General features: G+C 62.1%; 20 protein-coding genes and 1 tRNA gene. 10 read left to right on the top strand and 11 right to left on the bottom strand.

The window, feature by feature from the left end:
* The first annotated feature begins 42 nt into the window (after nt 1–42).
* The gene (locus tag O148_RS0112205; protein ID WP_026531148.1) at nt 43–1,800 is read left to right on the top strand and encodes an ABC transporter ATP-binding protein; all 1,758 of its coding nucleotides are present in this window, start codon (nt 43–45) and stop codon (nt 1,798–1,800) included.
* The gene (locus O148_RS0112200) at nt 1,797–2,486 is read left to right on the top strand and encodes a hypothetical protein (protein ID WP_026531147.1); all 690 of its coding nucleotides are present in this window, start codon (nt 1,797–1,799) and stop codon (nt 2,484–2,486) included. Before O148_RS0112205 ends, O148_RS0112200 begins: the two co-directional genes overlap by 4 nt.
* A 31-nt stretch (nt 2,487–2,517) precedes the next feature.
* On the opposite strand, the gene O148_RS0112195 is transcribed toward O148_RS0112200, so the two are convergent.
* From O148_RS0112195 to O148_RS0112185, 3 genes are all read right to left on the bottom strand, one after another.
* On the bottom strand, nt 2,518–3,498 hold the full coding sequence (locus O148_RS0112195; RefSeq protein WP_026531146.1) for an ABC transporter permease: 981 nt from the start codon (nt 3,496–3,498) through the stop codon (nt 2,518–2,520).
* A complete protein-coding gene (locus tag O148_RS0112190) occupies nt 3,495–4,499 on the bottom strand; it encodes an ABC transporter permease (RefSeq protein ID WP_026531145.1) in 1,005 nt (334 codons plus the stop codon). Before O148_RS0112190 ends, O148_RS0112195 begins: the two co-directional genes overlap by 4 nt.
* A 127-nt stretch (nt 4,500–4,626) precedes the next feature.
* On the bottom strand, nt 4,627–6,273 hold the full coding sequence (locus tag O148_RS0112185) for an ABC transporter substrate-binding protein (RefSeq protein ID WP_026531144.1): 1,647 nt from the start codon (nt 6,271–6,273) through the stop codon (nt 4,627–4,629).
* 344 nt (nt 6,274–6,617) lie between these two features.
* Between O148_RS0112185 and O148_RS0112180 the strand changes: the two genes are divergently transcribed.
* Nucleotides 6,618–7,319, top strand: a complete 702-nt coding sequence (locus tag O148_RS0112180; protein ID WP_026531143.1) for a FadR/GntR family transcriptional regulator — start codon at nt 6,618–6,620, stop codon at nt 7,317–7,319.
* Here the strand turns inward: O148_RS0112180 and O148_RS0112175 are convergent.
* Nucleotides 7,316–7,633, bottom strand: coding sequence for an L-rhamnose mutarotase (locus O148_RS0112175; RefSeq protein ID WP_026531142.1), 318 nt, complete (start codon nt 7,631–7,633; stop codon nt 7,316–7,318). The genes O148_RS0112180 and O148_RS0112175 overlap by 4 nt on opposite strands.
* Before the next feature lie 100 nt (nt 7,634–7,733).
* Between O148_RS0112175 and O148_RS0112170 the strand changes: the two genes are divergently transcribed.
* The gene (locus O148_RS0112170; protein ID WP_026531141.1) at nt 7,734–8,594 is read left to right on the top strand and encodes an amidohydrolase family protein; all 861 of its coding nucleotides are present in this window, start codon (nt 7,734–7,736) and stop codon (nt 8,592–8,594) included.
* Nucleotides 8,595–8,827: 233 nt separating this feature from the next.
* Here O148_RS0112170 and O148_RS0112165 read toward each other — a convergent pair whose 3' ends face one another.
* Both O148_RS0112165 and O148_RS16420 read right to left on the bottom strand, forming a co-directional pair.
* Complete coding sequence (locus tag O148_RS0112165; protein WP_035746034.1) at nt 8,828–9,784, bottom strand: aldo/keto reductase; 957 nt, start codon at nt 9,782–9,784, stop codon at nt 8,828–8,830.
* A 4-nt stretch (nt 9,785–9,788) separates the two neighbouring features.
* Nucleotides 9,789–11,144 (bottom strand): enolase C-terminal domain-like protein, encoded by a 1,356-nt coding sequence (locus tag O148_RS16420; RefSeq protein ID WP_051620176.1) that lies wholly within the window; start codon nt 11,142–11,144, stop codon nt 9,789–9,791.
* Between the two features lie 96 nt (nt 11,145–11,240).
* On the opposite strand from O148_RS16420, the gene O148_RS0112155 reads away from it, so the two are divergent.
* Both O148_RS0112155 and O148_RS16415 read left to right on the top strand, forming a co-directional pair.
* Nucleotides 11,241–12,110 (top strand): fumarylacetoacetate hydrolase family protein, encoded by an 870-nt coding sequence (locus O148_RS0112155; protein WP_026531139.1) that lies wholly within the window; start codon nt 11,241–11,243, stop codon nt 12,108–12,110.
* 2 nt (nt 12,111–12,112) lie between these two features.
* The gene (locus O148_RS16415; protein ID WP_051620166.1) at nt 12,113–12,928 is read left to right on the top strand and encodes an SDR family NAD(P)-dependent oxidoreductase; all 816 of its coding nucleotides are present in this window, start codon (nt 12,113–12,115) and stop codon (nt 12,926–12,928) included.
* A gap of 3 nt (nt 12,929–12,931) precedes the next feature.
* Here the strand turns inward: O148_RS16415 and O148_RS0112145 are convergent, their stop codons facing one another.
* On the bottom strand, nt 12,932–15,073 hold the full coding sequence (locus O148_RS0112145) for a RecQ family ATP-dependent DNA helicase (RefSeq protein ID WP_026531138.1): 2,142 nt from the start codon (nt 15,071–15,073) through the stop codon (nt 12,932–12,934).
* A 97-nt stretch (nt 15,074–15,170) separates the two neighbouring features.
* Between O148_RS0112145 and O148_RS0112140 the strand changes: the two genes are divergently transcribed.
* Entirely contained in the window at nt 15,171–16,580 is a 1,410-nt protein-coding gene (locus O148_RS0112140; RefSeq protein ID WP_240470865.1) for a phosphomannomutase/phosphoglucomutase, read from the top strand.
* On the opposite strand, the gene O148_RS0112135 is transcribed toward O148_RS0112140, so the two are convergent.
* Both O148_RS0112135 and O148_RS16410 read right to left on the bottom strand, forming a co-directional pair.
* Nucleotides 16,577–18,028: a M60 family metallopeptidase gene (locus O148_RS0112135; protein ID WP_026531136.1), complete on the bottom strand. Its 1,452-nt coding sequence runs from the start codon at nt 18,026–18,028 to the stop codon at nt 16,577–16,579. The genes O148_RS0112140 and O148_RS0112135 overlap by 4 nt on opposite strands.
* A 134-nt stretch (nt 18,029–18,162) precedes the next feature.
* Complete coding sequence (locus O148_RS16410) at nt 18,163–19,743, bottom strand: M81 family metallopeptidase (protein WP_035746049.1); 1,581 nt, start codon at nt 19,741–19,743, stop codon at nt 18,163–18,165.
* 183 nt (nt 19,744–19,926) lie between these two features.
* On the opposite strand from O148_RS16410, the gene O148_RS16405 reads away from it, so the two are divergent.
* Together O148_RS16405 and O148_RS16400 are read left to right on the top strand one after the other, a co-directional pair.
* Nucleotides 19,927–20,478, top strand: a complete 552-nt coding sequence (locus tag O148_RS16405) for a hypothetical protein (RefSeq protein ID WP_051620165.1) — start codon at nt 19,927–19,929, stop codon at nt 20,476–20,478.
* Nucleotides 20,479–20,482: 4 nt separating this feature from the next.
* Nucleotides 20,483–21,133 (top strand): GyrI-like domain-containing protein, encoded by a 651-nt coding sequence (locus tag O148_RS16400; protein WP_051620164.1) that lies wholly within the window; start codon nt 20,483–20,485, stop codon nt 21,131–21,133.
* Nucleotides 21,134–21,165: 32 nt separating this feature from the next.
* Here the strand turns inward: O148_RS16400 and O148_RS0112115 are convergent, their stop codons facing one another.
* Nucleotides 21,166–22,989: a phosphoenolpyruvate carboxykinase (GTP) gene (locus tag O148_RS0112115; RefSeq protein ID WP_026531135.1), complete on the bottom strand. Its 1,824-nt coding sequence runs from the start codon at nt 22,987–22,989 to the stop codon at nt 21,166–21,168.
* A gap of 395 nt (nt 22,990–23,384) precedes the next feature.
* On the opposite strand from O148_RS0112115, the gene O148_RS0112110 reads away from it, so the two are divergent.
* Nucleotides 23,385–23,457: transfer RNA gene (locus O148_RS0112110), tRNA-Arg, on the top strand.
* On the opposite strand, the gene O148_RS17430 is transcribed toward O148_RS0112110, so the two are convergent.
* Nucleotides 23,423–24,163 (bottom strand): TetR/AcrR family transcriptional regulator, encoded by a 741-nt coding sequence (locus tag O148_RS17430; RefSeq protein ID WP_075204362.1) that lies wholly within the window; start codon nt 24,161–24,163, stop codon nt 23,423–23,425. The two genes, O148_RS0112110 and O148_RS17430, sit on opposite strands and share 35 nt — an antisense overlap.
* Nucleotides 24,164–24,233 lie beyond the last annotated feature (70 nt).

Raw genomic sequence — 24,233 nt, 5'->3', positions numbered from 1 at the left:
CCCAGCTAACACTCGCGGCGCAAAGTAGGTCAGAATAGAGGAATGGCTGACTTCGACGCTTCCACCGCGCCCACCCCTGCGACCCCGAGCGGCAGCGAACCGCTCCTTACGGTCACCGACCTGAACATCGGCTTCACCACCCAGGACGGCACGGTGGACGCGGTGCGCGGCGTCAGCTTCACCATCGAGCCCGGCCGCACCCTCGCGATCGTCGGCGAATCCGGATCCGGCAAGTCCACCACGGCGGCCGCGGTGATCGGCCTGCTCGCCGAAAACGGCAAGGTCACCTCGGGCAGCATTAAGTTCGACGGCGATGAGCTAGTTGGTATGGCAGAGTCCGGTTTGCGCCGGGTACGTGGGAATTCCATTGGTATGGTGCCGCAGGACCCCATGAGCAACCTCAACCCGGTCACCAGGATCGGCCAACAAGTCGCCGAGCCTCTCTTGGCGCACGGTCACGCGACAAAGAAGAACGTGGGCGAAAAGGTGGAGGCCATTCTCGAGCTCGCCGGACTGCCCAACGCGAAGGAGCACGTCAAACAGTATCCGCATGAGCTCTCCGGCGGCATGCGCCAACGCGTGCTCATCGCCATTGGCTTGGCGTGCCGCCCTAAACTGCTCATCGCGGACGAACCCACCAGCGCCCTGGACGTCTCGGTGCAGCGCGTCATTCTGGACCAAATCTCGCGCATGACCGAGGAGCTCGGCACCGCCGTCATGCTCATCACCCACGATTTGGGTCTGGCTGCCGAGCGCGCCCAAGACATCATCGTCATGAACAAGGGCGAGGTCGTCGAAGCCGGTCCGGCGCGCCAAATCCTAGAAAACCCGCAGGCCGAGTACACCAAGAAGCTCGTCGCCGCCGCGCCGTCTATCGCGGCCGCCCGCATGACCCCCAACGTGCACGTCGAAGACGTGCCGCCGCTCCCCGCTGATGAACACGTTGGCGAGGGGCGCACGGAAGCCGGGAACACGCCGTCGAACATCACGGCCGAGACCAAGGCACCCGCGCTCATCGCCTCGGTGAAGAACCTCAGCAAGGTGTTTAAGGGCGGTTTCGGGAAGCCGGATTTTCAGGCGGTCAAGGGCGTCAGCATCGAGGTGCCGCGCGGGAAGACGACCGCGATTGTGGGCGAGTCGGGGTCCGGCAAGACGACGACGGCGCGCATGCTGCTCAAGCTGATTGACCCGACGAGCGGCGACATCACCTTCGAGGGCACCGCCGTGCAGAAGCTGGATCGCGCGCAACTGCGGGACTTCCGGCAACGCGTGCAGCCGATTTTCCAGGACCCCTATTCCTCGCTGAACCCGATGTTCACGATCGAGAAGATCGTCAGCGAGCCGCTGCGCGCGTACAAGCGCGGCAACAATAAGCTGCGCCGGCGCCGGGTCGCCGAACTGCTCGAAGAGGTCGCGCTGGATCCGAAGATGCTTTCGCGATACCCCTCGGAACTTTCCGGCGGGCAGCGCCAACGTGTGGCAATTGCCCGGGCGCTCGCCCTGGATCCCGAGCTGATCGTGTGTGACGAGCCGGTCAGCGCCCTGGACGTCCTGGTGCAGGATCAGATTTTGAAGCTGCTGGATCGGCTGCAGCGCGAGAACGGGCTGTCCTATGTGTTCATTTCGCATGACCTGGCCGTCGTGCGCCTGATTTCGGACTACGTACACGTCATGAAAGACGGCGAGGTTGTCGAGTCCGGGACCACCGAGGAGATTTTCGAGAACCCGCAGCACCCGTACACCGTCAAGCTACTCGCCTCGATTCCGGGCGTGGACATCGAGCTCGGCTCGGCGTCGTGAGCCTGGGCAGATCGCACCGCCGAGGCGCCTCGGCGCTGCTGGCCGGGCTCGTCACACTTGCAGGGTTCGGGTTGGCCGGCTGCCAGGGCGGCAACCCCAATTCGGTGCCGAGCAACGCCTCGGTAACGGGGATATCGGCAGAGTGGCTCAAGACCACGGCCGAAGAGTGGCCCAAATCAGACGGTTTCACGAGTTCGATTGCCTACTTTAAAAAGGGACCGTGCCTCATTGCCGATACTCTCCCGAAAATCCTCGACGTCCCGGCCAAGCTCAGCGACCAAGGCTATGGGGACTTTGGAGATGCCGGCAAAGTCGAAAACGCCTACACCTATCAATGCAGCTTTTGGTCTAACGAGCGCTACGCCGGTGCTCTGACACTGCAACAGGCCCCAGACTCCGAACAGGCGCAGGCCGCGGTCGAAGAGTTCAACCAGCCCAAAAGTTACGGCGGCGACCGCGAGAATACCGTGTCAACCGTGAGTTCGCGCGGTGTGGATATCGACGTGGTGCGGACGTGGATTCCGCCCAACCCCCAAGGCGCGTACACGGCATTGTATTTTGATGAGTCCAAGAATGCGCTAGTCACCCTTAACGTAAATTCGCTTTCCGAAGTTGACTTCGCAACCCTCACCGAGCAGCAGGTTGCCGATTACCTCACGGCCATCATCGTCGCCTCAACACAATAACGGGCCACCGCCCGGCATGACCGCGCCGCCGCTATTTGGTGCGGGACTTCGGATCAAGAGCCTCGCGCAGCGACTCGCCAAAGAGGGTGAACCCGAGCGCGGTGATCGCGATGCACAGGCCAGGGAAGAACGCGAGTTGCGGGGCGATCGCCAGTGAGTCTTGCGCGTAGGTGAGCATGCGGCCCCACTCGGCCGTTTCCGGGCGGCCGCCACCCAAGCCGAGGAAAGAGAGCGCAGCCGCGTCAATGACCGCGGTCGCGAGGGTCAGCGTTGCCTGCACAATGACCGGGCCCATGCTGTTGGGGAGCATGTGGTCCACGGCGATGGTGCCGCGGCTCAGGCCCAGCGACCGGGCCGCCAGCACATATTCGCTACTGCGCTGGGAGATCATCGAGGAGCGGAGCAGCCGCGCGAAGATCGGCACTTGCGCCACGCCGATCGCGATCATGACCGCCATCGGCGTTTGACCCAAAATTGCCGCAATTGAGACCGCAAGCAAAAGCGAGGGGATGGAGAGCATAATGTCGACGAAGCGCATGATCACGGATTCCACCCAGCCGCCGAAACCTCCGGCGAGCGCGCCGAGGAGCATGCCGCCCGCCAACCCGAAGATCGTGGAGACAACACCAATGGTCAGCGAGGCCTGAGCACCCCAAATGAGTTTGCTCAACTCGTCCCCGCCGAACTTATCTAAGCCGAGCGGGAACTGCGGGAGTTCGCCCGGGCCCGGGATGTGGGTCGGCGTGATGTATTCGCGGCCCGGCAACGCATCCCCTGGGTAGGGCGCGAGGATGGGCGCGAGGATTGCGACCAGCACGAACAAGAGCACAATGATGGCGCCGGCAATCGCGACCGGGTTTTTGCGCAATCGCCGGAACGCGTCGCCCCACAGGCTTGTGCCGCGAGTGTTGCGCGCCTTGCCCGCGTCCTTGGTCAGTTCCACCGCCGCTTCATCGGTGGGATCCGGAAGATCGGGGCCGCCGCTGGGGTTGGGAGGAAGCATCTGGCTCATGAGGCCCTCACTCTCGGGTCGATCAAACCATAGGACACATCAACAATGAGGTTGACGAGCGAGTACACAATCGCAATGAAAATAATGAAGCCTTGGAGCACCGGGTAGTCCAGGGCAAAGATCGCGTCTCGCAAGAACTTGCCGATGCCGTTGAACCCGAACACGGTCTCGGTCAAGACCGCCCCGGAGAGCAAGAGGCCGAGCTGGAGGCCAATCGTGGTGACCACCGGCAGCAACGCGTTGCGCAGGATGTAGCGGCGCCGGATCAGCTTCGTCGAGATGCCCTTGGCCTTGGCGGTGCGCACAAAGTCGGCGTTTTGCACCTGAAGCACCGAGGCGCGGGTAATGCGCACAATGATCGCCAACGGGATGGTTCCCAACGCAATGCCCGGGAGGATCAAGTGAATGAACGCATCCCAAGACGCGTCCCATTCTTGGGTCATCAGCCCGTCAAGGACGTAAAAGTTGGTGACGTGTGTCGCGTCAATGCGGGGGTCTTGGCGCCCGGAGGTCGGGAGGATCGGCCACATGATGGAGAACACGTACTTTAAGATGAAGGCCAGGAAGAAGACGGGGATGGTGATACCCAGCAAGCTGAACACCACCGAACCGTTATCGATGGCAGTACCCCGCTTGCGTGCGGCCAGGTAACCGAGCGGCACGCCCAGGATCACGGCGAACGCGATGGCAAAGAGTGTCAGCTCAATGGTGGCGGGGAAACGGTTGATAAATTCCTCGAGCACCGGACGGTTGGTCACCGTGGACAGACCAAAGTCGCCGCGCAACAGCTTCCCGATGTAGATGAAGTATTGCTCCAGGATGGGCTTATCAAAACCGTACGCTTCGTTGACGCGGGCGATCGCCTCCGGTGTTGCTTTTTCACCAAGCAAACCCACAGCGGGCCCGCCGGGTAGTGCGCGCAACCAGGCGAAGAGCAGAATGGAGAGGCCGATCAGGGTTGGGATTAAGAGAGCCAACCGCTTGGCAATGAGTTTGAGCACTGTGCCCTTTCTAAAACGACCGCCGTTGTGCGGTGCGCCCGCTTCCTTCGGTTAGGGTTGGACGCGCCGATCACAGCAGTGTGGGCGCCACCGGATGAACAGTGGCGCCCACACCGCGCGGCTCACACTACTTGCTGAGCTTGATCTGGTTGTAGACCTCGTCCTGAACCGGGCTGGCCGGGTAGGACTCGACGCGCTCGGCGAACGCGAGCGACGGGGTCGGCGAGGCCAACGGGATACCGGGCAACATCTTCATGATGTCGTCATTGATCTTCTGGTACACCGGAAGCTGCTCATCCAGAGACTTCATGCCGCGGGCATCGTTCAGCGCCTTGAAGAGCGCCGGATCGTCGAAGCCCCACTCCATCTTCTTCTGGCCGAAGAAGACGCCAATGAAGTTGTCGGTGTCGTTGTAGTCGCCGGTCCAGCCCAGAAGGTGGATGCCGTGCTCCTTGGTGGTTCCCTGAACCTTATCCAGGTAATCCGGGCTCCACTTGTCCGGCACCGGGTTGGTCTTGATGCCCACATCGTTCAGCATGGCGCTGATCGCGGTGAAGGTTTCAGTCGGCGTGGGCATGTACGGGCGGGACACACCGGTCGGGTAGTTGAAATCGATGGTGATCCCGTCTGGGTAGCCAGCCTCAGCCAACAGCTGCTTCGCCTTTTCCGGATCATAGTCGTAGCTGGTGACGTCCGGGTTGTAGCCATTGACCATATCGGGCACAAACTGGGTCGCGACCTTGGTGCCTTCGGGCAGGGTCTGCTTGACCAGCGCCTCCTTGTCAATCGCGTAGGCAATGGCTTGACGCACCTTCGGGTTGGCCAGCTCCGGGATGGCCTGATTGATGCCCAGGTACAAAATGTTGAATGGCTGGCGGTTCACAATATTGAAACCGGCGTCGCTCAAGGCTTGCACGTCCGAGGGCGCAACCAGGTCATAGCCGTCAATTTCCCCGGCCTGGAGGGCCTGCTTGCGGGCGGTCGGGTCATCGATGATGCGGAAGATGACCTTGCTGATCTGGCCCTTGTCTCCCCAGTAGCCATCCCAGCTGGACAATTCCACCTGCTGTCCGACGTTCCACTTATCAAACTTGAACGGACCGGTACCCACGGGGTTGCCTTGCGCATACTCGCTCAATTCGGGGTTATCCTCGGTGCCCTTCGCCACATCCGCGCCGTACTTTTCCAGCGCGGTGGGGCTTTGCATGGAGAAGGCCGGCAGCGAGAGCGAGGCGATGAAACCGGCGAACGGCTTCGCCAGCTTCACGGTCACCTCGTTGGTGCCGTTCGGGGTGCAGGATTCGTAAATCGCCGAGTCATCGCCCTTGAAACCACGGAAAATATTGCCGTAGTAGTAGGCCATCGTCTCGGCTTGCTGGATACCGGTGAAGTTGTACCAGCGGTCAAAGTTCTTGCACACGGCGTCGGCGTTGAAGTCGGTGTTGTCCTGGAACTTGACGCCTTCCTTGAGTTTGAAGGTGTAGGAAAGCCCGTCCTCGGACTCCTCCCATGACTCGGCCAAGAGCGGCTCCGGGTCGGCGGTGCCGGGCTTGACGCCAATGAGCCCTTCAAAAATATTGCGGCTGACGCGGAAGGATTCGCCATCGGAAGCGAACGCGGGATCCAGCGACTTCGGGTCAGAGGACGCCGCGAACACGAACGTGGAGTTCACATCCCCGCCATTCGACCCATCGCCGGCGTTGTTGTCGCGCTGACTCTGCGCGCAACCGGTGAGCAGCAGCGCGGCCGCAGCGACGGTGGCGCCAACTTTCATGAGCGCGCGCTTACCTCGGGCGCCCTTGGAGTGTGTGGTGAGCAATTCAAGCCCCTTTATGTGGTGACGAGCGTGTTCCCCGCCAGCGGCGTGAAACAAGGGTGCGCGGTGTGCGCGGTTTCACAAATCGTATCCCAGCAGGTGAGGTGAGTCACACCGGAATGGGCAATGTGTGCCCGATTCGATATAAAAATGAACGACGGCGATGCTCGCCTTCCGGCCGAACCTCACCGGGTGCTCCGGCACAGCGATATCCGGTTCGGAGCGGGGATTGAGAGTAAGAATATTGATGCCTGAATCGGAGGAAACACCAGGAACAGTGCACAATGCCTAGAATGTCCTCTATGGCCGTAACTGACGAAGCAATCACCAAGATCAAGGACATGCTGATTTCCGGCGAGCTGAACCCCGGGGATCGGCTTCCGCCGGAGAAAGACCTCAGCGAAAAGCTGGGGCTCTCGCGCAGTTCGCTTCGCGAAGCGGTCAAAGCACTGGAACTCATCCGTGTTCTGGACGTGCGCCGCGGCGACGGCACCTATGTCACGAGCCTTGAGCCGGCACTCTTGACCGAGGCGATGAGCTTTGTTGTAGACCTGCACCGTGACGCTTCGGTACTAGAAATGTTTGAAGTGCGGCGCATTCTGGAACCGGCCTCGGGCGCACTCGCCGCCCAACGAATCACCCCGGAACAGCTCGCCGAACTCGAAGCATCGATGGATCACGTCAACGAGGACACCCCGCTCGAAGACCTCGTGCAGCATGACCTGGAATTTCACAGCGTCATTGCCGATGCGAGCGGAAACGACTACCTGTCCTCGCTCATTGGCGGTCTTTCCTCCGGGACCGTCCGCGCCCGAGTGTGGCGCGGCATCACCGAAGAGAAGTCGGTTACGCGCACCATCGATGAGCATCGCGCCATCGCTAATGCCCTGGCCCGTGGCGACGCCGAACTCGTGCGGGCACTGCTCATCACGCACATCAGCGGCGTGGAACAGTGGTTGCGAGACGCGCAAGACGTCAACGCCGAGGACGCAGACCTCGCTTAAGCGCGCTCTGGTAACTCCCACACGAGTGGCAAGAACCCGTCATACGCTTCATCGCCATCCGGCTCAATGAATTCATCCATGCGCGCCTGCCACGCGATGTCGGCGGGGCTTGTCGCCATGAATTCTCGAAACGCATCCCAGCTTTCCAAGCTCACCGCGTGGAAAAGGTCCCGGCCAAAACGATAGATCCGCCAACTGTGCACCCCGCCCGCGCGTAGAGCCTCATCCAGTTCGGGGGGAATGACCTCATGCACCTCAAGGTACCCTTGCTCTTTTCCTTCGCGAATCTTGGTATGGAGGGCTATGTGCTGCATTGCTACTCGCTTCCTGTGCGGTTGTCCTGGGCGCCCCGTTGACAGCTGGCTGTCGTAGCGGAAAGCATGGTGGAAACATCCTACCTACGCCGAGGTGACTATGTCCGAGAAATACACCGGCCCGAAAATCGATGCCCACCACCACGTCTGGGACCTCACCGTTCGCGAGCAGGATTGGATCGACCCCGAGACGATGGCACCCATCGCGCGCAGCTTCTCCGCCGCTGACTTTGAGCGCCTTGCCGCTGCAGCGGGAGTCAGCGCCTCGGTTCTGGTGCAAACCGTGACCGTCGCCGAGGAAACACCGGAGTTTTTGGAGATCGCCGCGTCCAGCCCAGTTATTTCGGCGGTCACCGGCTGGGTCGATCTGACAAACGCCGACGCCGAGGCCAGGCTCAACCGCCTCCTCGCCTCGCCCGCAGGGAATTGGTTGAAAGCAATCCGACACCAGGTTCAGGGCGAGCCCGACCCGCGCTGGTTGCTCCGCGATGACGTGCAGTCCGGGATGGCCGCCGTGCAACGGGCGGGGCTCAGCTATGAGTTTGTCGTGCTCCCGAGCCAACTCGACGCCGTGATTGAGTCCGTGGGGCGGAACCCTGACTTGCCGCACATCCTGGATCACGCCGCGAAACCGGACATAGCCACCGGCGACATCAAGGACTGGACAAAGGACATCCACGAGTTGGCGGTCCACCCCAATGTCACGTGCAAGGTCTCCGGCCTGGTGACCGAGGCGGACTGGTCATCCTGGAAAGTCGCGGACCTGCGCCCGGTCTTCGACACGCTCCTCGACGCCTTTGGCCCCGAACGGCTCATGTTCGGCTCGGACTGGCCGGTCTCGCTCCTGGCAAGCGACTACGCCCGCATTTGGGACACCTATGAAGAACTCGCCGAGCCGTTGAGCCTCTCCGAGCAAGCGGCGCTCTTCCACGACACCGCCACAAACACCTACCACCTCTAAATCGACTGTGCAGAACACGCACGCGACACGCCGTTAAAGCGTGCATTATCTGCACAGTAGAAATCGAGTGTGCGCTCACGCGGGGATTTCGAGTGTGCGCAAGAGCCCAGCTGGAGCCGCATGGCTTTACGCCGACCGGCACCAAAAGCTACGCACCCGCTGATGCACGACGGCGGGACCTCGCCTTCTTAAGGCATCCCCCTACCGCTGTGCCTCACCGAGGCGACAGGTCGTCACACCTTGGCGAGCGCGTCCCACAGTTCGGCGGGGATATCCGCGTCGAAGCGGCGCAAGTTCTCGTCCATTTGCCCGGCAGAGCTCGCGCCCAGGGCAACGGCGGCAACCACCGGGTTCTGGTAGCTGAACTGCACCGCGGCCGCGGGCAGGCTCACACCAAAGTCGTGGCACACCGCGGCGAGCCGTCGCGCGCGCTCAATGATCGCTGCCGGGGCTTGCGCATAGTTGTAGTTCGCGTCCTCGGGTACTTCATCCCGAGCCAACAGGCCCGAGTTGTAGACCCCCACATTCACCACGCCGACACCGCGCTCGCTGCAGAGCGGAAGCAGGGTCTCCGCGGCCGGCTGTTCAAGCAGCGTGTACCGCCCGGCAAGCATGATGAGGTCGAGATCCGCGCGCCGCACACTCTCAACCAACGTGTCCACCGTGTTTGCGCCGACCCCGATGGCTTTCACCAGACCCTCCGAACGCAACTTCTCAAGCGCTGGAAGACCTTGGGCGATTCCGGCTTCCAAGTCATAGACGTCCGGATCGTGGAGGTAAAGAATGTCCACCGAGTCCAGCCCAAGCCGCTCAAGCGACTCTTCCAGACTGCGCCGGATTCCGCTCTCGCTCGGATCCCATTCGCGGATAGAGGTCTTGGGGACGTCGAAACCTTCGTCATCCGTTTGCCCGTCCCGGTAGTCCGGGTTCGGCACTATGAGGCGGCCCACTTTGGTGGAGATCAGGAAGTCCTCGCGCGGCTTGTCCGCCAGGAACTCGCCGATCCGGCGTTCCGAGAGCCCCAATCCGTAATGCGGTGCCGTGTCAAAGTACCGGACACCCCCGTTCCAGGCGGCCTGCAAGGTTTGGCGAGCAACGCCGTCGGACATCTGGCGGTAAAGATTGCCGATTCCCGCGCCGCCAAAGCCGAGCACGCGCTCGGCGCGCAACGTGTCAAAAACCGTGTTCATCGCATTATCCTTGCATCGCGGCGGCCGGGATTTCCGGTTGCGCCTCGCCACCCCTGGCCAAATCCGCCTGCCAGAATATCCCGTCGGGAAAGCGGAAGGTGGCAATGGATTCGGGGCGCATTTCGGTGCTCGCGCCGGGGGTGAGCGGGGCCTGGTAGCGGCCGTTGACAATGACTGTGGGTGTGAGGAAGTGCTGGTGCAAGTGATCGACGTACTCGATCATGCGGCCCTCGAGGCTCCCGGACACCGCGACAAAGTCAAACATTGAGAGGTGTTGCACGGCTTCGCACAGCCCCACGCCCCCGGCATGCGGACACACCGGGACACCAAATTTCGCGGCCAAAAGCAAGTTGGCAATATTTTCGTTGACTCCCGCCACCCGGGTGGCGTCGATCTGCAAGATCTGCAGCGCATCGGCCTGGAGCATCTGCTTGAACACCACACGGTTTTGCACGTGCTCCCCGGTCGCCACCGGAATGGGTGCAATCCCGCGGGCAATGGCCGCGTGGCCCAAAACGTCATCGGGGCTGGTCGGCTCCTCTACCCAGGCGATGTTCGGGTCATCTAGGGCGAGAATCCAGTCGATTGCCGGCTGCACGTCCCACCGCTGGTTCGCGTCCACGGCAATGCGAATGTCCGGCCCCACGGCCTCGCGGGCAAGCCGAAGGCGGCGGCGATCGTCCTCGAGGTCCGCCCCCACCTTGAGCTTGATTTGAGTGAATCCCTCCTCGACGGCCTCTTTGGCAAGCCGCACCAGCTTCTCATCCGAATAGCCGAGCCACCCCGGGGAAGTCGTATAGCCGGGGTAGCCGGTTTGCTCCAGCATCGCGGTGCGCTCGGCACGCCCAGGCTCGGCGGCACGGAAAATCTCGAGCGCTTCTTCAGGGGTGATGGCGTCACTCAGGTAGCGAAAGTCCACGAGCTCAACGAGTTCCTCGGGAGTCATGGAGGCGAGCAGCTTCCACAACGGCATCCCGGTGCGCTTCGCCTTGAGATCCCACAGCGCATTCACGATGGCACCGATCGCCATGTGCATGACGCCCTTCTCCGGGCCGAGCCAACGCAATTGTGAATCGTCGTTCAGTAGCCGTGCGGTAGCACCCATGTTCGCCAGAAGGTCCTCGACGTTGCGCCCGAGCAGGTGATCCTCCAGCGCCGAAATCGCCGCGGCCTCCACGTCATTGCCCCGACCAATCGTAAAGACGAACGCGTGCCCTTCCAGCCCGTCACCGGCGTCAGTGCGAATCACCACGTACGCGGCGGAGTAATCTGGGTCCGGATTCATGGCATCCGAGCCGTCAAGTTCGCGGGATGTCGGGAAGCGAATATCGATGGTGTCAATCGCGGTAATCTGGCTCATGGTTGCGCTTTCCGTGGGTATAGTGATGTAGTTGAGACTAAACATCCGATGTCTTTATGTCAACGCGAATTGCCAAACGAATCCGAGAGGTCCCTCATGAAGTTCTCGCGCCGCGGCGACGCTGGCTCCGAATTGCCCGTGGTGAGCGTGGAGACCGATGCCGGCGAGCAACACTTTGATCTGTCCGGCCACTTTGCCGATATCAACGCGGATTTCTTTAGGAACGACGGCGTTGCTCGCGTTTCCGAATTGCTCGCCTCCGGAGCGCTTGAGGAAATAGTGCTGGAGGATGGCGAGCGTTTTGGCTCGCCTATTGCCCGGCCCGCTTCGGTGGTGTGTATTGGCATGAACTATGCGGCGCATGCCGCCGAGTCCGGATCGGCGCCGCCCACCGAGCCGGTGGTGTTTCTCAAACCCAGCAACACGGTTGCGGGGCCCTTTGATGACTCACCTATCCCTCCGGGGGCCGCAACCTATGACTGGGAAGTCGAGCTGGCCGTCGTGATGGGCAAGCCGGCGAGCTACACCGCGAGCCCGGAAGAGGCCTTTGACGCGGTGGCGGGGTATGCGATCGCCAACGATCTTTCCGAACGCGACTATCAGCTCAAGGGCAATGCCGGGCAGTGGACCCGTGGAAAATCGCTTCCGCGCTCTACTCCGCTCGGCCCGTACTTGGTGCCCAAAGAGGACGTCGATGTCAATAACTTGCGCCTGCGCAGCTGGGTGAATGAGGATCCTCGGCAGGACTCTTTTACCAGCGACCTCATTTTCGATGTGCCCACACTGGTGCATTACATCAGTCAGTACATGGAGTTAGAGCCAGGCGATCTTATTCTGACCGGGACGCCGGAAGGCGTGGCGCTTTCCGGCCGGTTCCCGTACCTGCAATCCGGGGACGTGGCGCGGTTGGAAATCGATGGCCTCGGCACCCAAGAGCAAACCTTTTATTCCACGACGGAGGATTGATCATGGCAGAGTTCGATGGATTGACAGCAATCGTGACGGGAGGCGCGTCCGGGATCGGGGCCGCCATCACGCAAGAACTGGTGGCTCGCGGCGCACAGGTCGGCGTCCTGGACTTGAACCCGTTCGAGGTGTCCGGAGCGCCCAGCGATAATCAGATATTTTCGGTGACCTGCGACGTTTCGGACGATTCCAGTGTGCGCGCGGCGGTCGGCGCCGTGGCAGAGAAGTTCGGCGGCATCGACATTGTGATCAATAACGCCGGCATCGGCGCACAGGGCACCGTCGAGGACAATTCCGATGAGGAATGGCACCGCGTCTTCGACATCAATGTGCTGGGAATGGTCCGGGTTTCCCGCGCCGCGCTCCCCTATTTGCGGAAGTCCGAGCACGCCGCGATCGTCAACACCTGCTCTATTGCCGCCACCGCGGGGTTGCCCGCCCGGGCGCTCTACGGCGCTTCCAAGGGTGCGGTGCTGTCGCTGACCCTCAACATGGCGGCCGACCACATTCGCGAAGGCATCCGCGTCAACTGCGTGAACCCCGGCACTGCGGACACCCCGTGGATCGGGCGTCTGCTCGCCAAAGCGGACGATCCCGAAGCGGAGCGCACCGCCCTCAACGCGCGCCAACCCCACGGCCGGCTGGTCACCGCGGAAGAAGTCGCTGGTGCGGTGCTCTACTTGGCTAGCCCGCTCTCCGGTTCCACGACGGGCACCTCGCTTGCCGTGGACGGCGGCATGCAAGGGTTGCGGTTGCGCCCGGTGGAATCTTACGAGATGTCAGCGGCACGCTTCTCGCCGCTACCCAAGCGTGGATGAGGTTTACGCCTTCTGCGCTAGTGCGAAAAGCAACACCCCCTTTGCCCCTGCGTCCTTGAGCGCCTTTGCGGCTACGGTGGCGCTCCATCGAGAGTCGACCAAGTCATCGACAAGGAGCACCGGCCCCTCGAGGTTGGAGATGATGTCTCTGCCCGCATCCGGAACAGCGAATTTTCCCCACACATCTCGCAGCCGGAAAGCACTGTTTCCGCCGGGCGCGTGGTCGGGTCCGCCGCCGAGCATGCTCAATTCGCCAAGGTAGGGGATGCGCCCAATCTCTGAGAGCCCCCGGGCCAGCGAGGAAACCAGTCTGGGATGGCGCACCGACGGCATCGACACGATCGCAACCGGCCGCTCGGACCACTCCCACTCGGAGAGCACTTTGACCGCGCCCTTGAGCAGGTTTTCGCTCACGGGTGCATCCTCCGACTCCTCTGAGGTGGCCTGGCGGAGCGAGGCGCCCCAGCCGAGGTCGGTGTATCGCCCGAGCGCCCGCCCCTCGTCAAATCGCTCCGATTCGGTGATCGCCCCTCTGACGTCGATACCCAAGCGCGGCATCTCCTTGGGCCAGAGCTTCCGGGGTTCAACTTCCACTCCCACTCGTCCCAGCGCGGAAGTGGCCTTGGCAATGGAACGGTCCGAGACTCCAGTCGCGTACCAGGCACCGGCGCAATTGTCGCAACGCCCGCACCGTTGCGCAGTCAGCGGATCCAACGCTTCTGGATCATCCAACGACCGCGCCAGGAACAGCATTCTGCAGTCCTTGGTGTTCTCATAGTCCAACATCGTGCGCTGCTCTTTGACCCGTGCTTCTTGGATCCGGCGGTAGCGTTCTTCGTCATAGGTCCAGGGCGCGCCGGTCGAGCGCCAGCCGCCGCTCACCTTCTCCACGGCTCCGTCAACGTCCAGTACCTTGAGCAGCAACTCCAACGGGGCGCGGCGCACATTGACCCGGGATTCCAACGCCGGCGCACTCAGCGTTCCCGCCTCGGCTAAGGCTTCGAGAACCTTGTTGGCGTTCAGCTGACTGGGCATCGAGGCCGTCGCGAAGTAATCCCAAATTTCGCTGTCCTCGTTGCCTGGCAGCAAGAGCACGTCGGCATTATCGGTGGCACGCCCGGCACGGCCGACCTGCTGGTAATAGGCCACCGGGGACGAGGGCGCACCCATATGAATGACGAACCCCAAATCGGGCTTATCAAACCCCATGCCGAGCGCACTGGTCGCCACGAGTGCCTTGACTCGATTCTCCTTGAGTGCTGTTTCTGCCTCGATGCGCTCTTGCGGGTCGGTACGGCCGGTGTAGGAGCGCACCTCATAGCCCGCATTCGCCAACATGTTCGCGGTATCTTCGGCCGCGGAAATGGTGAGCGCGTAAATGATTCCGCTGCCCTCAAAATCGTCAAGATGTTCCAAGAGCCAGCCGAGACGCGCACGCGGGGAGGGCATCGACATGCTCCCCAACCGCAGCGACTTCCGGGTCAGCGGACCGCGTAAGGTCGTGACCGGGGCGCCCTCGGAAAGTTGCTCTTCGATATCGGCGACCACTCGAGAGTTGGCCGTGGCCGTGGTCGCAAGGATGGGTGTCCCGGCCGGCATCCGGCCAATAATGTCTTTAATGCGACGGTAGTCCGGCCGGAAATCATGTCCCCAGTCGGAGATACAGTGGGCCTCATCAATGACCAGCATCCCGGTGCGCGCCAGCAAACTCGGCAGCTGCTCATCGCGAAATTGCACGTTGTTGAGCCGCTCCGGAGACACCAGAAGTACGTCAACCTCGTCCCGGTTCAGCCGATCCTGGATGTCCCCCCAGTCCAGGCGGTTAGCGGAATTGATGACGGCCGCCCGCACGCCAGCGCGCTCAGCCGCCTCCAATTGATCCCGCATCAACGCCAGCAACGGCGAAATCAAAATTGTGGGGCCGCTCCCCTGCTCGCGCAGCAAAGCGGTCGCGATAAAGTAGACCGCTGACTTTCCCCACCCGGTTCTTTGCACCACGAGCGCCCGCTCCCGCCGCGCGACCAGCGCCTCGATGGCCTCGAATTGCCCCTGGTGAAATGAGGCTTCCGCATTGCCGACAAGCGCGTGCAGCCGTGCTAGCGCTCGCTCCTTCAACCCTGCCGAGCCGTTCGGTAAATTCTCCATGTCTGCAGTATTTCAGCCGCCTCTGACATTGACCTCGAAACCAGCCGGTTTCCGCGCTAATAACAAGAATGTCGGAGCCGTTCGGTACGCTATGGGGGTGAGTTCAACAATTGACTTGTCCCCGTCCTTCAAGGCCTATGACGTCCGCGGAATCGTCGGCGAAACCATCACGCCGGAAATCTGCAAGGCCGTGGGCGCGGCCTTCGTCGATGTCCTCGAGCAGAGCGGCAAAACCATCATGGTGGGCGGAGACATGCGCCCATCCTCGCCCACGTTCATCCGCGCCTTTGCCGAAGGCGCGTCGGCTCGCGGCGCCAACGTAGAACTCCTTGACCTCATCTCCACCGATGAGCTGTACTTCGCATGCGGCGAATACAACGCAGCCGGTGTCACCTTTACCGCCAGCCACAACCCTGCCGAATACAACGGCATGAAAATGGCAAAGGCCGGGGCTGTTCCAGTCTCGAGCGAAACCGGTCTCAAGGAGATCCAGAAGGCTGCCGAGGACTACCTCGAAAACGGCATCCCGGAAAACAGCACTCCCGGTGAAATCTCGGTCAAAGACATCTTGAAGGACTACTCCCAGTTCCTGCGCAACCTCGTTGACCTCAGCAACATCCGGCCGCTCAAGGTCGTCGTAGACGCCGCCAACGGCATGGCTGGGCTCACCACCCCCGCGGTGCTGGGCGATCAACTGCTCCCCAAACTTCCGCTGGACATTGTTCCCCTCTATTTCGAACTGGATGGGTCCTTCCCGAATCACCCTGCCAACCCGCTCGAAAAGGAGAACCTGCGCGATTTGCAAAGTGCCGTCGTCGAACATCAGGCCGATCTTGGCCTGGCCTTCGATGGTGACGCAGACCGTTGTTTTGTGATCGATGAAAAGGGCGAGCCGGTCTCCCCGTCCGCGATCACCGCGCTGGTGGCGCGGCGCGAAATTGCGCGGGCGCGCGCTGCCGGCGAGCACACGCCGGTCATTATTCACAATCTCATCACCTCGCGCGCGGTTCCCGAGATTGTGGAGCGCGAGGGCGGCCGCCCGGTGCGCACCCGCGTAGGGCACTCGTTTATTAAGGCGGTCATGGCGCAAGAGGGCGCGGTCTTTGGCGGCGAACATTCCGCGCACTACTACTTCCGCGACTTTTTCAACGCCGACACCGGCATGCTCGCCGCAATGCACGTGCTCGCGGCGCTCGGCGAGCAGGACCTGCCGCTCTCCGAATTCGCGGCGGAGTATGAGCCATACGTCTCCAGCGGGGAGATTAATTCGCGGCTTGAGGACGTGGCGGCGGCCGTGGCGCGCGTGCGTGAGGAATTTAAGAACGACGGCGCCACAACAGACGATCTCGATGGCATCACCTTCTCTGCCGCGAACGGAGCGTGGTGGTTCAACCTCCGTGCCTCCAACACGGAACCGTTCTTGCGGTTGAATGCCGAAGGCAAAGACGCGGCCACGATGGAATCCATTCGTGACCGCGTCTTGACTGCCGTGCGGCAGGAGAGTTAGAGCTCCTTCTCTACCGTGATGTCGGTCGAGAGCCGGTTCTCCCAGATGCGCGTGGTGAGCTCGGGGTACTGAGCGATCTCATCCTTGACCTCCTGGGTCAAGGGGATGCCCCACTGTTCAAAGAACGGCGCGAGGTTGCGATCGGTCAGTTTCGAGGTGATCCGCGCGAACTCGTTGAGCTGGTCGTCCTGGCTGCTCGGGAACTTGACGCCGGAGGCAACGAGGCGACGGTACTCCTGGGAGAGTTGGGGATAGAAGTTGTCGCCGAATGCCCAGGACAGCTGGCCGAACATCATGAGCTTGAAGAAGAGGTCGCGGTTAGCGCTGTAGTCGCGTTGCTCTACCGGCATCCCGAAGAAGGCGTCATAACTCTTTTGCGGCCCTTCGCCATCGAGGTGGCTTGTGCCCTGCACGGCCTTCTCCACCGCTAGCGCACTGATGTTGACGGTAACTTCTTCCGATCCCGTCTCATACTGCGTGGTCTGGTAGGTGTGCCCGATTTCGTGCCACAGTCCCCAGCGCTTTGCCGGTACATTGGCCAAGAGGTTAGCTCCGGCGTCATTGGAGATGGGGAAGGCAATGTAATCGTCTTCGGCGTAAGCGTAACCATAGCCGGTGTCCGGATTGGAGATGTAGACCTTTTGCTGGGACTTCCAATCCAGGCCGGTTGCGGTGTCGGAGAGACCGTAGGTGGCGTTTGTGATTGCCACATAGCGGTCCCATTCATCCATGATCTTCCCGAAGTCGGCGCGGTTGGTCGCTTCGTCGACAATTCGGCGTTGGAATTCGCCCATAATCCGGTCCGCAATCAGGGTGACAAAGGGCGCATCTGGGTAGCGCTGTAGCGCGGCCTCGAACTCTTGCGGGGTGGTCTTACCCTTGATCCACACCGGCACGGCTTGACCGCCCTTGACCATGACGGGCCGGGAGGTGTCGGTCTCGGTCTTGTTCAGCAGGTAGACCATACCGTCGACGGGTGCCACAACCGTATTGGTGCCCTCGCCCAGTACCTGCTTCTTGATCCCGACTTCTTTGCCGCCGTTCATGGAGGCATAGGGCCCGTACAGGCCGATGCCGATCTCTAGCTTCGGGCTCCCCTTGGGAACCAGAACGGTCAAGCGAGTGCCCGCGGTGGCGAATCGCCCCGTGGATTGCAGGTCCGAGTGGCGCATGTGCCGGTTCTCGCGTTTTTCCTGCTCGCCCGCGTCTCCCATGCCGCGCGCGGTCACCTTGCTAAACGCTTTCTGGACGGTGAGGTCGCTCGAAATGACACCGGAATCCGTCTGCGACGGGGCCACTTGTCCTGGGAGAGACGCGCTCGCAATACTGGCTTTCGCGAGGGATGGCGCCGCTACGGCACCGGGGTTTGCCATGGCTGGCACGGCGGTACTGGTGACTAAAAGTGTTGTGGTGGCAATAGCCAGGGGGCCACTCCATCGGCGGTTCATGATCACTCCTTGGTTGACAATTCCTGTTAATCGATTAACATGTGATCGATTAACCCCATTGTGTGACCTGGAACACTATTTGTGAAGCCCTTTTGCCAAATCCTCTCCTCGTTTCGCATCCCGGTACCGCGGAACTAGTCGCGCCGATGCACCGCCGCGCGCAACCCACCCGCGGGTTCCTCCACGTCCTCGAAAGGGAACACGCCCGGGGCTAAATGCGAGTGGCCCAGGCGCAACAAATCCTGATCCACCCCGCCCGGAGTCAGCGCCATGATCCAGTTCCTGCCCCCGTCGGCGAGCGCATATAGCTCGGGCTCCAGGTACCCGATTTTCACGAACACCACGTCGAAGCTCTCCGGATCCAGACCCAACGATCGGAAGTCTTCCAGATGGTGGAAGGGCTTCCGGCGCTCGGTCACGATCACGTACAGCCCGCGATCCGAGCTACCTGCTCCGTCGTCCCCGGCCGGCCCCACCCGAATCACCGCTTGCCGCCCGGCGACCTGATCGCCCTCGCTCAGCGAATACACCTCTCCGCGCAGGGTCACCGGCCCCTCCCACACACCATCCACGCGCGCCCCCGCATCTACTACTATTTCGGCACCCAGGCCGGCGCTAAATGCGGAAGCCACGGCATCGCCGTCGTACATTGATGCGTGCACGGCCCGCACCGCGTCCACAAACCCGGGCCGCTCCAGAAGCCGCGCGACCGTCCAGGTCACGTCCCCCGTGCCGCCCGCGGTCGGGTTGTCGCCCGAGTCCGAAATGACGAACGGGCGCGCGCTGGAGGCGAGCGCCCGATCCACCGCCTGCTCCAGCGGCATCGCCGGTCCGACAAACCGAAAATCGCCGCGCGCATCCCAGAACTGGCGGCCCAGCGCCTCGGCCTCGCGCGCCGCGAGCTCGGCATCATCCCCGGTCACGACCACATATGCCATGCACCGCGGCTCGTCCGCCCACGCGTAGCCAATCCAGATCGAGGCGTCCGTGATGCCCGGCTGCGCTTCAATGCGCGGAAGTTCCGCGTACAGTGAGGCCGCCGGGTCCAGTCGCGTGGAGGTTTTCTCGCCCGGAAGCAAGACGGGCACCGGCACCCACGCCTTGTGCACGCGGCGGGCCTGCGGATCGCGCCCGTGCTCGCCGCGCAGCCGATCGAGCAGGTTCCAGACCGCGCGCTCCTTGGTGTTCATGTAGTCCTCGTGCGGCGCCATCCGGTAACAGGTGATCAGGTCAACGGCTTCCAGCAGTTGCCGGGAGACGTTCCCGTGGAGGTCCATGGAGGTGGTGATAAGAGTCTGAGGCCCGACGGCGTTGCGCACCATATCGGCCAGGTCGCCTTCCGCGTCCCACATCTGGGTGACGCTCATGGCGCCGTGGATGTCGAAGAAGAGGCCGTCGAGGGGACCGTTTTCTTCGATTTCCTGGTGGAGCGCTTGGTGAATGGCGTCCTTCATTTCTTGGTAGAAATCTGGGTCGACGGCCCCGCCGGGGAGCGAGCGGAAGTGGACGAGTGGGCGCCATTCGGCGGCCTGGGTGAGCTCGTCGGCGGGCTGGAGGAAGCTGTAAAAGTCGAGGAGATCTTGGCCCTCGCGGCGGGTGAACGCCTCCTCGCCGGAGACGTGCGGCGAGAACGTGCTGGACTCGATGGAGATGCCGCAGATGCCGATGCGTGGTTTGGCGATGCCGTCGGGGTGGGGGCTCGGGAGCGGGGGCATCCAAATTTCGGAGGCGTCCGGGCGGGGCAGGCTGGCGGTGACATCCGATGTTTCGCGCATACCCCAACCCTATCTCCTCGACTGTGTAGCAGTTAATGCCCATTCTCGCCGGTCGGATGGGCATTAACTGCTACACAGTCGAGGAGGGGACGGGCCCGCGGGTCGGGGACGTACGATGAATTCATGCCCGAACTTTCCGCACACGTCTTCGTAGAAGGAGCGAGTGACGCGGCGGCGCTTGACGAGCTACTCTCGGCCTTTGACCTGGTCGGCGTGAGGGTGGAAATTCTTGGCGGGGCCACCAATATTGCCCACGCCCTAAGTGAATGTCGGGCCACGGCAAATGCGGTCTGGGCATTGTGCGATATTGCTGAGTCCGCTTTCTTTGAGCGCGCCTTTGACAATCACGGCGTTGCGCGGGCGCGCCTCTTCCACTGTGATCCCGACTTGGAAGGTGAGTTCATTTCCTCCCTCGGGGTGGAATCCGTGACCGAGTTAATTCGGGCCGAGGGCGAATCCCGGCAGTGGGAAAGCTTTCGGCAAGAACCGCAACAACGCGCGCGTCCGGTAGAGCAGCAACTCCACAGGTTCTTCGGCACCACTAGCGGGCGCAAGCTCCACTATGGATTCGCGCTTGCAGAGCGAGCCCGCACAAAACATGCCGTGCCCCGGGTGCTCTCGACCCTGATGGATTCCATTAAGGACACGATTCGTCCGCAAGGTGAGCCACACTAGCCTCATGGACAAGTTTGACGTCAAAAAGTCGCTACGCTTTCTTTATTCCGCGCCGCGTGACGAATTTACGCAGGTTGACGTGCCGACCATGACCTATTTGGCCCTGGACGGTGAGGGCAACCCCAATACTTCGGAGCAGTATCGACTCGCCGTGGAAGCGCTATTTGGACTTTCGTACACGTTAAAGTTCTTCAGCAAACAGGAGTTGCGGCGTGATTACGTGGTGGCCCCGCTTGAGGGTCAATGGCGCGCCGATGACCCGGAAGTCTTCATCACACGGGACAAGGATGCCTGGGCCTGGACGATGCTCATTAACCAACCCGGGTGGATTACCGCAGATCAGGTGGATCACGCCCGCCACACTCTCGCCGCCAAGAAGGATGTGCCGCGACTGGCCGACGTAGAATTCCGGACCATCACCGAAGGCGAATGCCTGCAAACGTTGCACATCGGACCCTACGATGCCGAAGCCCCAACGCTCCACCGCCTGCACCACGAGGTCATGCCCGGCCTAGAGCTCACCTTCAATGGCGAGCACCACGAAATTTACCTCTCCGATCCGAGGCGCACCGCTCCAGAAAAGCTCAAAACCATCCTTCGACAGCCCACCACCGCTCGCGACTTGCCACATACCACGGAAATGCCGCTGGAATAAGCGTCGTGTGTGGCAAGTCGCGGAGTGAGGTTTTAGGCGTTCAGGCGCTCCTTGAGCGAGGCCAACTCGGTGCGCATCGCGTCTGGGAGCGAGTCGCCGAAGCGCTCGTACCATTCTTCGATGCGTTCGGTCTCCGCGGCCCATTCCTCGGGAACAAAGCGGATCGCCTGCTCGATGGTCGCGTCATCCTCGCCGAGTCCGTCCGTGTCCAGGCCGTCCACGGTCGGAATGTAGCCGATCGGGGTCTCCTGCGCATTGCTCGTCGCCTCTGGATTGTCCACGCGGTCGATGACCCACTCGAGCACGCGCGAGTTTTCGCCGAAGCCGGGCCAGGCGAACCCGCCGTCTTCAGTGCGGCGGAACCAGTTGACCAGGAAGATTTTCGGTAGCTGCTCTTCGCTGTGCTCGCTGCTCAGGCGAATCCAGTGCTTGAGGTAGTCGCCGGCGTCGTAGCCGATGAAGGGCAACATGGCCATCGGGTCGCGGCGCACCACGCCGACCTGACCGGCCGCGGCGGCAGTGGTCTCGGAGGACAATGTGGAGCCCATGAAGATGCCGTTGGTCCAGGATCGCGACTCGGTCACCAGCGGCACCGTGGTCTTGCGGCGGCCGCCAAACAGGATCGCGGAGATCGGCACGCCGTTGGGCGCAAAGTACTCCTCGGCGAGCATGTCGATTTGATCGATCGGGGTGCAGAAGCGGGAGTTCGGGTGTGCGGCCGGGCGTCCGGAATCCGGAGTCCAGGAGTTGCCCTGCCAGTCGGTCAGGTGCTCCGGGGTGTCCTCGGTCATGCCTTCCCACCACACGCCGCCGTCATCGGTGAGAGCCACGTTGGTGAAGATCGAGTTGCCCTTCGCGATGGCGCGCATGGCGTTCGGGTTGGTGCCCCAGCCGGTGCCCGGCGCCACACCGAAGAGACCGGCCTCCGGGTTGACCGCACGCAGCTTGCCCTCGGAATCGAAGCGCATCCAGGTGATGTCATCACCCAGGGTTTCCACGTTCCAGCCCTCGATCGTGGGGTCCAGGAGCGCGAGGTTCGTCTTGCCGCAGGCCGAAGGGAACGCGGCGGCAACGTAGTGCACCGCGCCCTCGGGGCTGGTGAGCTTCAGTATGAGCATGTGCTCGGCGAGCCAGCCTTCGTCGCGCGCCATGACCGAGGCGATGCGCAGCGCGAAGCACTTCTTACCGAGCAGCGCGTTGCCGCCGTAACCGGAGCCGTAGGACCAGATTTCGCGCGACTCGGGGAAGTGGACAATCCATTTCTCGTCACTGGAGGGCCACGGGACGTCCGCCTGCCCGTCCGCAAGCGGCGCACCGACCGAGTGCAGCGCCGGGACAAAGAACGCGTCGGATTCTTCCATCTTCCGCAGCACATCGGTGCCGATGTTCGCCATGATCCGCATCGAGGCGACAACGTACGCCGAATCGGTGATCTCCACGCCGAATTTCGGATCATCCGCGTCCAAGTGCCCCATCACAAACGGAATCACGTACATGGTGCGCCCGCGCATCGACCCCTTAAACAGGTTGGTCAGCTTGTTGCGCATGAGTTTGGGTTCCATCCAGTTATTGGTGAACCCCGCGTCTTCCTCACGCTCGGAGCAAATAAACGTCTGCTCCTCCACGCGCGCCACGTCCTTCGGATCGGAGAACGCCGCGAAAGAATTTGGGAACTTTTCCTGGTTCAGCGGCGTCAGCGTCCCGGCCTCGACAAGTTCCGCCGTTAGACGCGCATTTTCCTCCTCGCTGCCGTCAACCCAGTAGATGTTTGCCGGTTCGGTGAGCGCGGCCACCTCCTCAACCCACGCGGCCAGTTTGGCGTGCGTGGTCGGTGCAGTGCTTCCCGTGCTCCCCATGCTTGCCTGCGCGGCCGGCTCAGCGTTCGGCGCGTGCGTGGTGTCGGGCAAGACTTCGGCCATGGTTGATCCCTCCATTGGGTGACAGTGGTGTAACGATCGTAGGGATTCTTCGTGCGCAAATTGGCCCGATGTTTGGCGGTGCGCGGCCGCAACTACATTGGTCAAGCGCGAGATTTCGGGGATTCTCGCGGCGCCACGGCCGGTTTTCAGTGACGCATGTCACATAGACCGGTCTAGCCGCCTTATGGCGGAGCGCGGCGGTTTTGCCTCCTGCTCCCCGCATGAAATACGACGGCGATGCGCGCCTTTTGCGCGCGCCCCACCCTGCATTGTGGCCGATTAGGAGAATTTCCGGTTGGCACGCTAAAGTAAATGAGTCCTTTTAGGGACATGCGCCTGTAGCTCAACGGATAGAGCATCTGACTACGGATCAGAAGGTTGGGGGTTCGAATCCCTTCGGGCGCACTTTTTTGTGAGGGCCCTCGTCGACATGGCGGGGGCCTTCTGCTTTGCCAGGCGCCTTAGCACCCGTGCCCCTCCACCGCGCCACCAGGTCGTCAATATTCGCAGGCTTTCCCGGCAAAACATTCCGCGCGGGCGCCCGCAAGCCCTCCAGTACGATGGCGAGGTAGCGATTGCGAACGGATGGATCTCGATCCGCGTGCGGGATATCAATGGATGCAACCATTTCTAGCAGGAGCGTCACGTCGGGCTCGGACACGTCATCTCGAAGCTGGCCCGCGCCTTGGACCCGGTCGAATAGTTCGCGTGAGAGCGCGCCGGAAACCTTGGCCAACTCCGTCAGTTCTGCAGTGGGAGTGAACGTGCCCGCAACCCTTTGTGCAAGCGCCTGGCTTTGACCCTCTACGATGCGCTCGAGGCAGGTGGTGTATGCATCCCAGATGGGGGCGGCACTGGCCAACGCCTCTTTCAGCGCAGCCACATATCTCTCAAGTCCGTCGTATGCGAGCGCTCTGAGCAGGTTCTCTTTGCTTGCATAACGGGCATAGAGCGCATTCATTCCGACATCCGCGAGCTTGGCGACGCTGCTCATCGGCGCTTTGGGGTCAGCCAAGAAAACAGCGCGGGCCGCATTCAGGATCGATTCATCGTTGCGCGCCGCCTCGGCGTGGTGCGGGCTGAGTGAAATCTTGTCCTGGTCTTCGGCCATTGCGCCAGATTAGCAGTTGCCGCGCTTGAGCCATTGCTCGCCCGTAACGCCACTGCTACCCTAAAACGGA

Origin of the sequence: Haematomicrobium sanguinis DSM 21259, from assembly GCF_000688395.1 — a bacterium.
Taxonomy (GTDB): domain Bacteria; phylum Actinomycetota; class Actinomycetes; order Actinomycetales; family Micrococcaceae; genus Haematomicrobium; species Haematomicrobium sanguinis.
Note: the sequence above shows the minus strand (reverse complement) of the source record. Positions and strands in the feature narration are given on the sequence as shown.